The 12,930-nt window shown below is 66.5% G+C and carries 12 protein-coding genes and 1 tRNA gene; 7 read left to right on the top strand and 6 right to left on the bottom strand.

The annotated features are described in order from the left end of the window. Positions 1-105: 105 nt before the first annotated feature. The gene (ybaK, locus tag AC3AYF_RS05845) at positions 106-594 is read right to left on the bottom strand and encodes a Cys-tRNA(Pro) deacylase (RefSeq protein ID WP_295037533.1); all 489 of its coding nucleotides are present in this window, start codon (positions 592-594) and stop codon (positions 106-108) included. An 85-nt stretch (positions 595-679) separates the two neighbouring features. Here ybaK and AC3AYF_RS05850 point away from each other — a divergent pair, with 85 nt between their 5' ends. Continuing rightward, complete coding sequence (locus AC3AYF_RS05850; protein ID WP_295037535.1) at positions 680-1,012, top strand: hypothetical protein; 333 nt, start codon at positions 680-682, stop codon at positions 1,010-1,012. A gap of 6 nt (positions 1,013-1,018) precedes the next feature. On the opposite strand, the gene AC3AYF_RS05855 is transcribed toward AC3AYF_RS05850, so the two are convergent. Beyond that, a complete protein-coding gene (locus tag AC3AYF_RS05855) occupies positions 1,019-1,474 on the bottom strand; it encodes a hypothetical protein (RefSeq protein ID WP_295037537.1) in 456 nt (151 codons plus the stop codon). Between the two features lie 35 nt (positions 1,475-1,509). Between AC3AYF_RS05855 and AC3AYF_RS05860 the strand changes: the two genes are divergently transcribed. Next, positions 1,510-2,661, top strand: a complete 1,152-nt coding sequence (locus AC3AYF_RS05860) for a MalY/PatB family protein (protein WP_295037539.1) — start codon at positions 1,510-1,512, stop codon at positions 2,659-2,661. 77 nt (positions 2,662-2,738) lie between these two features. On the opposite strand, the gene AC3AYF_RS05865 is transcribed toward AC3AYF_RS05860, so the two are convergent. After that, positions 2,739-3,674 carry a tetratricopeptide repeat protein gene (locus AC3AYF_RS05865; protein WP_295037541.1) on the bottom strand — a complete coding sequence of 312 codons (936 nt, stop codon included), beginning with the start codon at positions 3,672-3,674 and terminating at the stop codon, positions 2,739-2,741. 106 nt (positions 3,675-3,780) lie between these two features. Between AC3AYF_RS05865 and AC3AYF_RS05870 the strand changes: the two genes are divergently transcribed. Further along, entirely contained in the window at positions 3,781-4,587 is an 807-nt protein-coding gene (locus AC3AYF_RS05870; RefSeq protein ID WP_295037543.1) for a DUF3750 domain-containing protein, read from the top strand. A 126-nt stretch (positions 4,588-4,713) separates the two neighbouring features. Here the strand turns inward: AC3AYF_RS05870 and AC3AYF_RS05875 are convergent. Together AC3AYF_RS05875 and AC3AYF_RS05880 are read right to left on the bottom strand one after the other, a co-directional pair. Beyond that, positions 4,714-4,790: transfer RNA gene (locus AC3AYF_RS05875), tRNA-Met, on the bottom strand. A 28-nt stretch (positions 4,791-4,818) separates the two neighbouring features. Continuing rightward, on the bottom strand, positions 4,819-7,587 hold the full coding sequence (locus AC3AYF_RS05880; RefSeq protein ID WP_295037545.1) for a DUF349 domain-containing protein: 2,769 nt from the start codon (positions 7,585-7,587) through the stop codon (positions 4,819-4,821). Between the two features lie 246 nt (positions 7,588-7,833). Here AC3AYF_RS05880 and minC point away from each other — a divergent pair, with 246 nt between their 5' ends. The 4 genes from minC to sbcB all read left to right on the top strand — a co-directional run bounded on the left by minC (position 7,834) and on the right by sbcB (position 11,283). After that, positions 7,834-8,574: a septum site-determining protein MinC gene (gene minC / locus AC3AYF_RS05885; protein WP_295037547.1), complete on the top strand. Its 741-nt coding sequence runs from the start codon at positions 7,834-7,836 to the stop codon at positions 8,572-8,574. 46 nt (positions 8,575-8,620) lie between these two features. Next, complete coding sequence (gene minD / locus AC3AYF_RS05890) at positions 8,621-9,442, top strand: septum site-determining protein MinD (RefSeq protein ID WP_110597870.1); 822 nt, start codon at positions 8,621-8,623, stop codon at positions 9,440-9,442. After that, a complete protein-coding gene (gene minE / locus AC3AYF_RS05895) occupies positions 9,439-9,708 on the top strand; it encodes a cell division topological specificity factor MinE (protein WP_110597869.1) in 270 nt (89 codons plus the stop codon). The genes minD and minE overlap by 4 nt, the downstream gene beginning before the upstream one ends. A gap of 81 nt (positions 9,709-9,789) precedes the next feature. Then, a complete protein-coding gene (gene sbcB, locus AC3AYF_RS05900) occupies positions 9,790-11,283 on the top strand; it encodes an exodeoxyribonuclease I (RefSeq protein ID WP_295037558.1) in 1,494 nt (497 codons plus the stop codon). A 96-nt stretch (positions 11,284-11,379) separates the two neighbouring features. On the opposite strand, the gene AC3AYF_RS05905 is transcribed toward sbcB, so the two are convergent. Beyond that, on the bottom strand, positions 11,380-12,930 hold a 1,551-nt coding region (locus AC3AYF_RS05905), incomplete at its 5' end, for an insulinase family protein (RefSeq protein ID WP_295037560.1).

Genomic DNA, 12,930 nt, shown 5'->3' on the forward strand with positions numbered 1-12,930 from the left:
CCAGGCGCTCCATGAAGTAGTGTTCCAGCACGCGCTCGACGGCGCGGTGGCGATCGAGGTCGTCGGGATCGATCCACAGGTCGAAGTCTATCGACATGCGAAGGGCTACCCGCGCCGCGCCAGATCCGCGGGGCGGGCCGCGGTCAGGGCGATCAGGTCGTCGCGCGCCAGCGACAGTTCCAGCCCGCGCCGGCCGCCGCTGACGTGCACCGTGTCCAGCGTCAGGGCGCTTGCGTCGATGAAGGTGGGCAGGCGCTTCTTCTGGCCCAGCGGGCTGATGCCTCCGACCAGGTAGCCGGTGGTGCGCTCGGCCACCGGGACTTCAGCCATCCGCGCCTTGCGGACGCCGGCAGCCCTGGCCAGCGCCTTGAGATCCAGCGTGGCATCGCCGGGCACCAGGGCGACCACCAGGCGATCGTCATCCAACTGGGCGAGCAGCGTCTTGAACACGCTGGCGGGTGACAGCGAGAGCGCTCGCGCGGCATCGAGGCCATAGGAGCCCTGGGAGGCGGCGTCGGATTCGCTCGTCAGGTCGTAGCTGGTGACCTGGTGGGCGACACCGCGTGACTCGAGCAGGCGAATCGCGGGGGTCATGGCGCGACTCCCGTCGCTGCCGGGACGGGTTGCGAAAAACCAGCGGAGGTTTCTAAGCTGATCACGCTATGGAGACTCCCTGTCGATGATGATGGATGCCGAGATGACCGAACGCTGCGCGCTGTGCCGACGCGCCGCGCCGCTGACGCGTCATCATCTCATTCCCCGAACGTTGCACCGCAAGCCGCGCTATCGCAAGCGGCATGGTCGTGAGCGGATGCAGACGGCGGTGCTGTGGGTCTGCCGGCCGTGTCACTCCCATCTCCACCGCACGCTGAGCGAACGCGAGCTCGCCGATCATTATGCGAGCCGTGAGGCGCTGCTGTCGCATCCCGACATTCGTGCCTTCGCCGAGTGGTTGGGCAGCAAGCCCGAGGGTTTCGTGCCCAAGTCGCCGCGCCGCGGTGGCGGTCGCTGAGCGGCGTCAGATCAGCCGCAGGCCGCGATAATCCTGCCAGGCTTCGGCCAGCGGCGCCGCCAGGCAGTCGCGCAAATGCTCGGGCAGGCTGGCATGAGCCGTCTCGCGGGCTTCGAATTCCCGGTTGTGCAGCCAGCAGTAGGCCCAGGCGCAGGCTTCGTCGTCATCCCGGGGCAGCGGCTTGGCGGGCATCTGCACCAGCAGGAACAGCGCCGTTCTGGCCGCCCAGCGCGGCGGAGTGGCGTCACCGCTCCAGTGAGTCAGCGTTTCGCCGTCCGGCGTCGACTCGGGCTCGCCCAATTTGGCGATGCGCGCCGTATCGGCCAGAATCATGGCCAGACGGTCCGGATCGGCCTGGCCCAGCATCAGCCAGTGGCCGACCAGTTTCGAACTGCCCGCCAGGACCCGAGCGTAGAACGATCGGGAAGAAGCGCTGTCGGGCTCGTCAGGCCGCTCGCACATGTTCGTCCATCCATTTCGATGATGAGATCACTATCGTGAATTTCGATTTTGCCACGCGTATCGATCGCCGCCAGCACCCCTCCACGAAATGGCAGCAGTACGAGGAGGACGTGCTGCCCCTGTGGGTCGCCGACATGGACTTCCGTTCGCCGCCAGCGGTGCTCGAGGCACTGGCGAGGCGAGTCGACCACGGGGTGTTCGGTTACGCTGGCGTGCCGGAGAGTCTAAAGCAAACGCTGTGCGAGTGGAGCCGTCATCACTACGACTGGGCGATCGACGACGCCTGGCAGCTGTGGGTGCCGGGCGTGGTGCCGGCGCTCAACCTGGCGGCGATGGCGTTCAGCGATCCTGGCCAGGGCGTGCTCACTGCGACGCCGATCTATCCGCCATTTCTCGGTGTGGCCAAGAACACTGGCCGCGAGGCTCAGGTCTTCGAGCTGGCGGAGCCGGAGGCAGCGGGCCAACCGTGGCGGCTCGATCTCGAAGCGCTCGAAGCCGCCATCAAGCCGAATACGCGCGTACTGCTGTGGTGCCATCCGCACAATCCCACCGGTCGGGTATGGACGGCCGAAGAGCTCGAAGGGCTGGCGGAGTTGGCGGTGCGCCACGACCTGATCGTGATCTCCGACGAGCTGCACTGCGACCTGATCCTCGATCCGGCGATGACGCACCGTCCCCTGGGACGGCTTTGTCCCGAGCTGTCGGAGCGACTGGTCACGCTGTGGGCGCCCTCCAAGACGTTCAACATCGCCGGGCTCTCCTCCGCCTGCGCGATCATCAGTGACGACGGCCTGCGCCAGCGCTTCAAGGCTGCGGCTGCCGGTCTGCTGCCCAGCGTCAACGTGCTCGGTCTGAGCGCGTCGCAGGCCGCCTATGGTGAATGCGAGATGTGGCGGCAGGCACTGCTGGGCGAGCTGCGCAGCAATCTTTCGCTGGTGGAAGCGCACGTTTCTCGGTGGCCGGGCGTGACCATGACGACCCCGGAAGCGACCTATCTGGCGTGGCTGGACCTGCGTCACAGCGCGTTGGCGGATGGGCCTCAGCAGCGGCTTCTCGAGGAGGCTCGGGTCGCTCTCTCCGATGGCGCCGATTTCGGCTGGCCGGGATTCGTCAGGCTCAACTTCGGCATGCCGAGGAGCTGGCTGGAGGAGGCGCTGATGAGGCTGGACCGGCTGCTGGCGCCGTGATCGAAAGGCAATGCCCGGCGCCAGCCGGGCGTTGCCTGCATGGCTGTTGCCACTCAGTAGAGCATGGCTGTCGCCACTCAGTAGAGCATGGCGAACAGACGACGGCGGTAGGCGACCGTCAGCGGATGCTCGGCGCCCAGCGCGTCGAAAACGCGTAGCAGCGTCTTGCGTGCCGCGTCCTCGCCGTAGGCGCGGTCGCGTTTCATGACGGCCAGCAGCGCCTCCAGGCCCGCTTCGTACTGGCCATCGGCGATCTGGCGCATGGCGCGCTGGTACTGCGCCTCGCTATCGTCGCGCTCGCCCAGGGCGTCGATGTCGGCCTGGCTCAAGGCTTCTTCGCCGAACTCGATGCGTGCGCGCACGCCGCGCGCCTTCGCCGCATCGCGATGCTCCGGCGGCAGGTCGTCGAGCTTGCGTTTCGCATCGTCGACCTGGCCCGCTGCCACCAGCACCCCGGCCAGATCGATCTGGTAGTCGTAATGCTCGGGGTACTGCTGAATCAGTTCCCGGTAGATGGCCTGGGCGGTCTCGGTGTCGCCGGAGGCCAGCGCGGCCTGTGCCATCTCTTCGGGGCTCTGGGACGCCTCGGCGGGCGCTTCCAGGTATTTTCCCAGCCATTCGCGTACCTGCTTTTCCGGGAGCGCACCCTGGAACTGGTCGTAGAGCTGGCCCTGGGAGATGAGCTTGACGTCCGGCACCGAGCGCACGCCCAGCTGCGAGGCGATCTGCGGGAAGGCTTCGATATCGAGCCGGGCCAGCACGAACGCCCCGGCGTACTCCTGGGCCAGCTTCTCGAGCACCGGCTTCAGGTTCTTGCAGGGCTCGCACCAGGAAGCCCAGCTCTGCAGCAGCACCGGGTGCTGCATCGAACCCTCCAGCACGACCTGCTGAAAGTTCTCCAGCGTGACGTCGACGATGACGTCGTCCGGGGCGACATTGCTGCCGGCGCCGTTGTGACTGCTTTCTTCCGGGCCGGTCAGCGGTTGCCCGGTGCGAGGATCGACGATAGCCATGCGAAAAACCCTTGATGTTCGATTCGAGATTGGGGACTGTTATGCGGGTTGTCCCGTATCGATTCAACCCCAGCGCTCGACTTAAGCTTCGGAACCCGCCTTCTCGATGCCTCTTCCCCGTCTGTTCAAGCGCATTCTGGTGAGCGTGACGATATCGATCGTGCTGGTCGTGGCCCTGTTGTCGGGCCCGGCCTACATGCTCGCCTCCCAGCAGGTGCCACTGCATGCCAGCTGGCATGGCGCCGATCGTTCGTCCAGTGGATTGGCTCCCGATCCGGGCGAGGTCGACGAGGCCGTGGTTCAGGTCTACGCGGCGCGCGCCTTCGAATGGCGGGGCGCCTTCGGCGTGCATACCTGGATCGCGACCAAGGCCGAAGGGGCCGAACGGTATCGCGTCTATCAGGTGCTGAGCTGGCGCCGGCCCACGGTGGAGTCCGGGTACGCGCCGCCGGATCGTCGATGGTACGGCAATCCGCCGACGCTGCTCGCCGAGCTCCGGGGCGATAGGGCGGCGCGAGCGATCGACCGCATCGAGGAGGTCGTGCCCGACTACCCGGAAGCCGATCGCTATCGGATCTGGCCGGGGCCCAACAGCAATACGTTCATCGCCTGGGTCGTGCGACAAGTGCCGGAACTTTCGGTGGATTTTCCTCCCAACGCCATCGGCAAGGATTATCTGCCGGGTCGGATCGTGGCGAGGGCACCGACGCACACCGGCTACCAGTTATCGCTGGGTGGAGTGCTCGGGGTGATGCTGGCCCGGGACGAGGGCTTCGAGCTGAACGTGCTGGGGCTGACGGTCGGGTTCGACTGGCAGTCGCCGGCGCTCAAGCTGCCCGGTATCGGTCGTGTCGGCATGGCCCAGCCGACGGGGAGCTCGGGAGAGAAAAGCGTCGATCAGGACGTCCCGTGATCACATGGAGGGGGGGCGATCGGTGAGCGGGCCTGACGGAAGCGGGCTCGGCGTGGTGGGAGGCGTGGGGCAAATAGCGGAGACCAAAAAAAACCGGCGCCTGGGGAAGGCACCGGTCAAATAATTTGGTAGCGGGGGCCGGATTTGAACCGACGACCTTCGGGTTATGAGCCCGACGAGCTACCAGACTGCTCCACCCCGCATCAATGTGTGGCGTATTATACGTATGGATTAGATGATGTCAATGGCTTCGGCATCACGATGACGACCATTTTGTCCCAGGTGCGCCATCACGCTATCGAAAGCCGGTTCATAGCGCTCCCAGGTCTCCATGGTCAGCGGCGCCGTCGACATCAGGCGCAGCAGGGTCTGCCGGAGCTCCTCGGGGGGTGTCGGCGGGCGGCCCAGTCCATCGTTGAGGCGCGCCACCTGCACCTCGAGGCGCAGCGGTTCCAGTGCTTCGGGGATGGCGTCTCCCGCCAGCAGCGTCAACTGAACCAGGCAGCGCTGCAGGATCTCCTCAGCCTGTGCCGGTGACTGCAGCCGACGCTGCTCGGCCTGGGTCTCGATGGCCTGGCGCAGGTCTCCGGCGAGCTGGCTGGTGTCGAGCTCGCCCTGGAGCGACTGCCGCATCCAGTGACGGTAGTCCGGCCACTGCTTCGCTTCTTCCACCAGCGCGAGACGATCCAGCGTGATCTCGCGGGCGTGGACGATTCCCTGCCAGCGCTTTTCCATGCCGTCGCTGCGTCGGCTGCGGGGCAGCGGTGCCAGCCGTTGGGCTTCCGCCAGGGCCGCATCGAGGACATCACGCTCCTGGGCGGAATCCGGCTGCCAGGCGTCCACGCGATCGATCAGCGCCTGCATATCGTCGAAGCGCTGCTGTTGACGCGTCTGCTGCTCGCCGCGGGCGGCGTCGCGGGCCGCGAAGATGTCGTCGCAATGGCTTCGGAACTGGCGCCACAGCGTCTGCTCGATGCCCTTGGGAGCGCGGCCGAGGTCGCGCCAGCGCTGTTGCAGCGACTTGGCCTGCTCGGCGCGTTGAGTGGCCGGGGCGGGATCTTCCGCCAGCCGCCTTGCCTGCTCCACCAGCTCGCGCTTGTGCCCGGCGACGTCCCCGGCGCGTTCGTCGATCAGCGACTGCAACTGCCGGCGCAGACGCGCATAGCGACGGCCGGTCGAGGCGGCCTGGCGTCGCGGCACCGGCCAGTGATGATCCCACTGCTCCTGGGCGGCATCGCGAACCTTGCGCAGCCCGTCCGGGTCGGCATCGGCAGAGGGGTTGGCCAGCAGCGCCTCCAGCTGTTCGCAGAGGGCCTCCCGGGCGGCAAGGTTGTCCTGTTCCCGTGACTCGAGCTCGGCTTCCCAGTCCGCCAGTTGCCCATGCAGGGCGTCGGATGCGTTGCGGAAGCGCTGAGCCAGTTCACGGGTCGCCGCGGCATCGCCGAGCTGGCGCCACTCCCGGATCAGTTGCTGGTGGTGGCGATGGCGCTCCGCGTCGGAGCGCTCACGCGCCTCGACCAGCGCTTCCATGGCCGCCAGCAGGGCCTCGCGCTTCGGCGCCGCGGCGAAACCGCGCCAGTCTCTCAACTCGGCGAGGCGGGCGGTCTGCTGCTTGTATAGCTGGTCATGAGTCGGCGACAGCCTCTGGCCACTGGTTTCCAGATGCTGGCGGATCCGGCGGTGCAGCTGCGAGGCCGGCCGGTAACGGCCCTGGTCGAGCTCCTGCGTCAGCGCCTCGAGTTGAGCCGCGACCTCCTCCTCCGGCCAGTGACTTGCGCTGCTGGCGACGTTGTCAGCGTCGCCCCCGCGCCGGTCGGCCGCCGCCTGGCGCTGGGCGTCGAGCACCAGTTCGGTGGGCGGCAGTTCGCCCGGCCACGCCAACCGGTCGAGCACCGGCTGCAGCGGTTGTTCGCCCTTCAGGCCCGCGCGGAGGGCGGGGGCTTCGGCCTGAAGTCGCTCCCAGGCCTGCCAGATCGACTGGGCGCGATGATCGAGAGCCAGATAGCGTTGCTGGAACGACTCGCTCACGCCGTAGTGGTCCGAGACGTCCTGCCAGCGTTCCTCCTGCAGATGCCATTTACCTTGCAAGGCCTGCAGCACCTCGGGCGTCAGACGTTCTGCCTCCAGGGCGATCTTCAACGCCTGGTCCAGGGCGTCGAGAATGCCCTCGCGGGTCGTCTGCGCCTCGGACTTTTCACGCTTGACGCGTTCGATCTCGCGATGCCGATGCTCGTGCTCGGCGATTCGCTGGCGGCAGCGTGTCACGGCGGCATCGAACCGTGCGCGCTGGGTGTCGTCGGCGTTGCCCGTCAGCGCTTCCCAGCTCTTGATCCAGTGTTTCAGACGCGCCTCGAACATCGGTTCCCACGGCCGGTGGGCCTGGGTTTCCAGCGTCTCCAGCAGTTTTTCGCGCTCGACCTCTTCCCGGTTCTGCTGCTCGGCATCGGCACGCAGATTCGCCAGCCGTTCGCGGGCAAGACGCGCGACCTGCTTGTCTCTGCGGGCCTGCTTGATCAGGCGCGCCAGGCCCTCTGGCGAGGTGACGCGTTCCGCCGCGGCATGGCGTACGGCAGTGATGCCGTTTTCACAGGCGTGGTGGATCAGGCGGCCCTCGTCGTCGATACGGGCCAGGGCGGACAAGCGCAGGGCCTGGTTGTCACCATGGCTGATCAACGCATCGATCAGCGCGAGGTCCTGAAGCTGCTCGACCGTCGCCAGGCGGGTGTTGAGGTCCGGGCTGGGCGAGACCCGGCCGCCGAGAAGGTCGACGAGGCGCTGGAAGGACTCTTCGCTGGGCGACTGGCTGTGCCACTGGAACAGCCAGTCGAGATCCTGCACCCGGGCCAATGCCGCCTGGCGTACCCGGGCCGACTCGTCCATGGCGAGCTGCCGGAGCGTATCGAGCTCGTTCGGGCTCAGCTGTGACGCGGCTTGCGCTCGGACGGCGGGGTCCTTGTGTCGCCAACGGGGAGAGAACAGACGCTGAAAAAGTCCTGGCATGGCCGGTGTGGCATCCTGAAAAACGACGGGCTGGCAAGAGGTCGGCCTCGCGATTCTGCGGCGCCGACGGCAACTGTCTATCTAACCATTTGACGGCCGGCGGTAAAAGCCCGATTCGCCGGTGGCGTCGGTTAGCGGAGACACCTGACAAAAGGTATGAGGGGCCTTATGATCGGTTGCAGCGACATCCGCCCTCGCTTAGCTTAGGGCCTGTAAACGCCATTTCCCCCGCTGCGGAGTTCGGTCATGAGTCTCAACAGGGATCGGGCAGATACTGCCTTTACATTCAAGGGCGGCATGCTGCCGATGACAGTCATGGAACTGGCCAGTGGCGATCCGGAGCGCATTCGTGCGCAGTTGGCCGGCAAGGTCAGCCAGGCACCGGCCTTCTTCCAGCATACGCCGGTGGTGCTGAGCGTCGAGCAGCTCGATGAGCCCCATCTTGCGCTCGAGCGCATTTGCGCCGTGTGTCGCGCGCACAAGCTGCTGCCGGTGGCGGTACGTGGCGGCTCGGACCCGGTCAAGCAGTCGGCGTGGGCCCTGGGGCTGGGCTGGTTTCCGCCCCAGGAGAGCCGGCCGCGAGCCGTCGAGACCAAGCCGGTCGAAGCCGCGGCCGAGGCGGAACTGCCGGTGCCACCCCAGGAGACGGTCGTGCAGGCGGGGGGGCGCATCCATCGCGGCACCGTGCGCTCCGGCCAGCAGATTTCCGCCTCGGAAGGCGATCTGGTCGTGATCGGGGCCGTCAATCCCGGCGCCGAGGTGCTGGCGGCGGGTAGCGTGCATGTCTACGGATCGTTGCGGGGACGGGCGCTGGCCGGTATCCACGGTGACCGCGAAGCCGGTATCTTCTGTCACGACCTGCATGCCGAGCTGCTCTCCGTGGCGGGAACCTACAAGCGCCTCGAGGATATCGACCCCAAGATGCTGGGATGTTCGGTGCAGGTGCAGCTCAAGGAAGATCAGTTAAGGATCTCGGCGCTGACCTGAATGGCGCGGGAACGATCAACAGTTATCGGGTAACAGGAAGTTCATCTTGGCCAAGATCATCGTTGTAACATCCGGTAAAGGTGGCGTCGGTAAAACGACCAGCGCGGCGGCCATTGCCACGGGGCTGGCACTGCGCGGCAACAAGACCGTGGTCATCGACTTCGACGTGGGTCTGCGAAACCTGGACCTGATCATGGGCTGCGAGCGCCGAGTCGTCTATGACCTGGTCAATGTCATCCAGGGCGAGGCCGGTCTCAAGCAGGCCATGATTCGCGACAAGCGCTCGGAGAACCTGCATATCCTCCCCGCCTCCCAGACCCGGGACAAGGACGCGCTGACGCTGGAAGGCGTCGAAAAGGTGCTGATGGATCTCTCCGAGGAGTTCGACTACATCATCTGCGACTCGCCCGCCGGCATCGAGCGCGGTGCCCAACTGGCGCTCTACTTTGCCGACGAGGCGGTGGTAGTGACCAATCCGGAGGTCTCCTCGGTACGCGACTCCGACCGTATCCTCGGGCTGCTCTCTTCCAAGTCGCGCCGCGCCGAGCAGAACCGCGACCCGATCAAGGAGCACCTGCTGGTCACCCGCTACAACCCCAACCGGGTCGACGATGGCGACATGCTCAACCTGGAGGACATCCGCGAGATCCTGGCGATCGACCTGGTCGGCCTGATCCCGGAGTCGGAGGCGGTGCTGCGTGCTTCCAACCAGGGTGTGCCGGTGATCCACGACGACAAGAGCGACGCCGGTCAGGCCTACGCCGACACCGTATCGCGCCTGATGGGTGAAGACGTGCCGCTTCGTTTCCAGTCGGTGCAGAAACGCGGGCTGATCGCACGCATGTTCGGAGGAGGAGGCCGCCGGTGAGGCTACTCGATTTTCTCAAGGGCGAACGCAAGAAATCCGCATCCGTCGCCAAGGAACGGCTGCAGATCATCGTTGCGCACCAGCGTGGGCATCGGGGACAGCCCGATTACATGCCGATGCTCGAGCAGGAGTTGCTCGAGGTCATCCGGCGCTACGTCAAGGTCGACCAGGACGCCATCAATATCAGTCTCGACAGCGACAACGACTGCTCGGTGCTCGAACTCAACGTCACGCTGCCCAACGAGGGCGAGACCGTCAAAGGGTAGTGCGGTGGACGCCGGGCGGCGGTGCATGAGTCGCATCGCCGGCTGTGCTAGGCTTGGCCTTTTGCGCAGCCGGAGAGCGGAATGGCCAACAGCGGAGCGGACCGTAGCAGAAAAGCCCGGTCCCAGGCAGAGCCCACATTCCTTTGGCACGACTACGAAACCTTCGGTGCCGATCCTCGTCGGCACCGTGCCTCGCAGTTCGCCGCGATTCGCACCGATGCCGAATTCAACGAAATCGGCGAGCCGCTGACGCTCTACGCGCGTCCGGCCGACGATGACCTGCCCAATCCCCAGGCTTGCCTGATCACCGGCATCACGCCGCAGGCGGCAATGCGCCGCGGCCTGCCCGAGGTGGAGTTCGCCGCGCGAATCCAGGCCGAAATGAGTGTGCCCGGCACCTGCTCGCTGGGGTACAACAGCCTGCGTTTCGATGACGAAGTCAGTCGTCACCTGTTCTATCGCAATCTGTTGGATCCCTATGCCCGTGAGTGGCAGAACGGCAACTCCCGCTGGGACCTGATCGATGCCGTGCGGGCTTTCTATGCCGTGCGCCCGGAGGGTATCGAGTGGCCGAAGCGCGACGACGGTGCGCCGAGTTTCAAGCTCGAGCATCTGACCGCGGCCAACGGTATCGCCCACGAGGGAGCGCACGACGCGTTGGCGGACGTGCGCGCCACGATCGACATGGCTCGTCTGCTGCGAACTCGAAACGCCAAGTTCTTCGACTACCTGCTATCGCTACGCAGCAAGCGCCAGGTCGCGGCGTTGCTCGATGTCGACGCGCGCAAGCCCATGCTGCACATCTCCCGTCGCTACCCCGCCAGTCGTGGCTGCAGCGCGCTGGTCGTGCCGCTGGCCCGGCATCCCTCGAATCCGAACGGCGTCATCGTCTACGACCTTGCCGTTGATCCCGCGCCGCTGTTCGCGCTGACCCCGGAGGAGATCCGTGGGCGTATCTTCGTCAGCGACCGCGAGCTGGCCGAGGGCGAGGCGCGGATACCGTTGAAAGTGGTGCACCTCAATCGCAGTCCGGTGCTGTTGCCGATCGCCACGGCCGACGAGACGGTGGCCAAGCGCCTGGGGCTTGATCGGCCACTCTGCGAGCGGCACTGGCAGGCGTTGCTGCAGAATCCGGAGTCGTCCAGCAAGGCGGCGATGGCGTTTGCCGATGGGCCGGCCGAGCCGCCGCAGGACCCCGACCTGATGCTCTATTCGGGAGGCTTCTTCTCTCCGCACGACCGCCAGGCCATGGAGCGTGTGCACGCCACGCCGCCCGACGAACTGGGCGAGACCGGGTTTGCCTTCCAGGATCCGCGCCTCGAGGAGATGCTGTTCCGAATGCGGGCCCGCAGCTACCCCGATACGCTCAGCAGTGAGGAGAAGACCCAGTGGGATGCGTTCCGCTGGGTGCGCCTGAACGATCCCAAGAGCGGCGGCATGACCCTCAAGGATTTCGCCCGCGAGATCGAACGGTTCAACCAGACACCGCTCGAGGACCGGGAGCGCCAGATTCTCGAGGAGCTGGTGATGTACGTAGAGTCGATCATGCCGGAGCAGGCGTTCGACGCCTACTGAACCACGGGCCGGCACGCCCGAAGAGCGACATGAGAACGCAAGCCGCCCCGGATGCTTATCCGGGGCGGCTTGCGTTGGTGGCGACGCCCGCCGCAGCTACCGCTGCGTCAGCGGAACGAAGCCTTTCGTCATCGCATCGGTGTCGCTGGCCTGGTCACCGGCGTCCGCGGTGACATCGAGCGCCGGGCTCCGGCGCAGCGTCTGCCAGGCGCTGCGGATGTCGGCAGCCTCCAGCTTGTCGACCGTGGCGGCCAGTTGCTGGCGACGATCGAAGTCGGCCTGCGGGTAGGCCAGCGTCTGCCACAGGCGGTCCGCCCGTGCCGAGAGTGACTGGTCGCGCTGCAGGAGTTGCTGACGCACGGCCTGGCGATAAGGCGCCAGTTCGTCGTCGCCGAGTGCGGCGATGCGCTGGTCGAAGGACGCGAGAAAGGCGTCCATCCGCTGGCCGATCGTCGCGCTGGAGACGCTGGGGGACTGAACCAGCATCATCAGGCCCGGGGCGTTCATGAACGGCGCGTAACCGGCGCTGACGATATAGCCGAGCTGCTCGTCGGTGCGCAGCTTGGCGAAGAAGGGCGGTCCGATCAGTTGCCCGATCACGGCCAGGCTGGCCTGGTCATGCAGCGAGAGGTCGGGGCCTTGCAGGTAGCGCAGTACCGCCGAGTCGTCGCGAGCCGTTGCCGGGTGCAGTGTCGGGGCGTTGGCGGGAACGTCGAGCACCGTCAATGGCGGGATGGCATCGGCGCGGAGTGTGGGCGACAGCGCATTGGCAACCAGTAGCCCCTCACGCCTGGCGAGAGCGGCATCGAGGTTGCCCACCGCCATGGCCTGGAGGTAGAGCCTGTCGAGGAACTGCCGGCGGTAGTCGCGCACGTCCTGGGCATCGATGCCGTCGATCGCCGCCAGCATGTTCGTCGTGCTGACCTGGGGACGCATCAGGGCCTCGCTCAGGGTGCGCTGCAACTGCTGGTAGAGCGCGTCCTGGGGCGCGTTTTCCCAACTGCGCTTCAAGCCTTGCTTGACCCGTTCGACGCTGGCGTCGGTGATCTCGCCCTGGCGCAACTGCTCGACGACGGTCCTCATCAGGCGGTCCTGATGATCGCGCCAGCCGGAGAAGGCCAGCGTGATACCGCGACCGTGGGCGTAGGCGGCGAACTCCTGTCCGGCCAGCGAGGCTGGATAGAAACGCTCGTTGAGGCCGTCGTTCAGCCAGCCGGCCAGCAGCCGTGTCAGCACCGCATGACGGGCGTCCCGGGAGGCGTCCGGGTTCTGCAGGCTGAAGCGCCATTCGACCCGCGGTGCGCCGAAGTCGCTGTCGGCCTGGTGCCAGATCTCGACGCTGGGTGAGTCGACCAGGCGGGCGGGTTCGGCGCTCTCGAACGGGCGAACGCTGAGGTCCTCGGCGATGTACGGATTGGCGTCGGGCAGTCCCAGGCCATCGAGAGGAGAGCCCGCGGGCCAGTCATCGCGCCGGGTCAGGGTGTAGGGCGTCGAGAAGTAGCGGGTGGTCTCGTCACCCGACACGTCCGGGCCGCTGTAGACCCGCAGCAGGTTGTCGGGTGTCAGGCGCCCGAGGATGTCGTCGATGGCTTCCGCGTCGAATCGATCCATGCGGTAGGGCGCGTACTGCACGTCCTGGAGAGGGTA

It is taken from the genome of Salinicola sp. (assembly GCF_982684285.1).

Excerpts from the sequence above, each read along its gene's own strand:
- minC (WP_295037547.1), top strand. The coding sequence starts at position 7,834 with ATGAGTCTCAACAGGGATCGGGCAGATACTGCCTTTACATTCAAGGGC.
- AC3AYF_RS05850 (WP_295037535.1), top strand. The coding sequence starts at position 680 with ATGATGATGGATGCCGAGATGACCGAACGCTGCGCGCTGTGCCGACGC.
- AC3AYF_RS05865 (WP_295037541.1), bottom strand. The coding sequence starts at position 3,674 with ATGGCTATCGTCGATCCTCGCACCGGGCAACCGCTGACCGGCCCGGAA.
- AC3AYF_RS05880 (WP_295037545.1), bottom strand. The coding sequence starts at position 7,587 with ATGCCAGGACTTTTTCAGCGTCTGTTCTCTCCCCGTTGGCGACACAAG.
- AC3AYF_RS05855 (WP_295037537.1), bottom strand. The coding sequence starts at position 1,474 with ATGTGCGAGCGGCCTGACGAGCCCGACAGCGCTTCTTCCCGATCGTTC.
- AC3AYF_RS05870 (WP_295037543.1), top strand. The coding sequence starts at position 3,781 with ATGCCTCTTCCCCGTCTGTTCAAGCGCATTCTGGTGAGCGTGACGATA.
- ybaK (WP_295037533.1), bottom strand. The coding sequence starts at position 594 with ATGACCCCCGCGATTCGCCTGCTCGAGTCACGCGGTGTCGCCCACCAG.
- sbcB (WP_295037558.1), top strand. The coding sequence starts at position 9,790 with ATGGCCAACAGCGGAGCGGACCGTAGCAGAAAAGCCCGGTCCCAGGCA.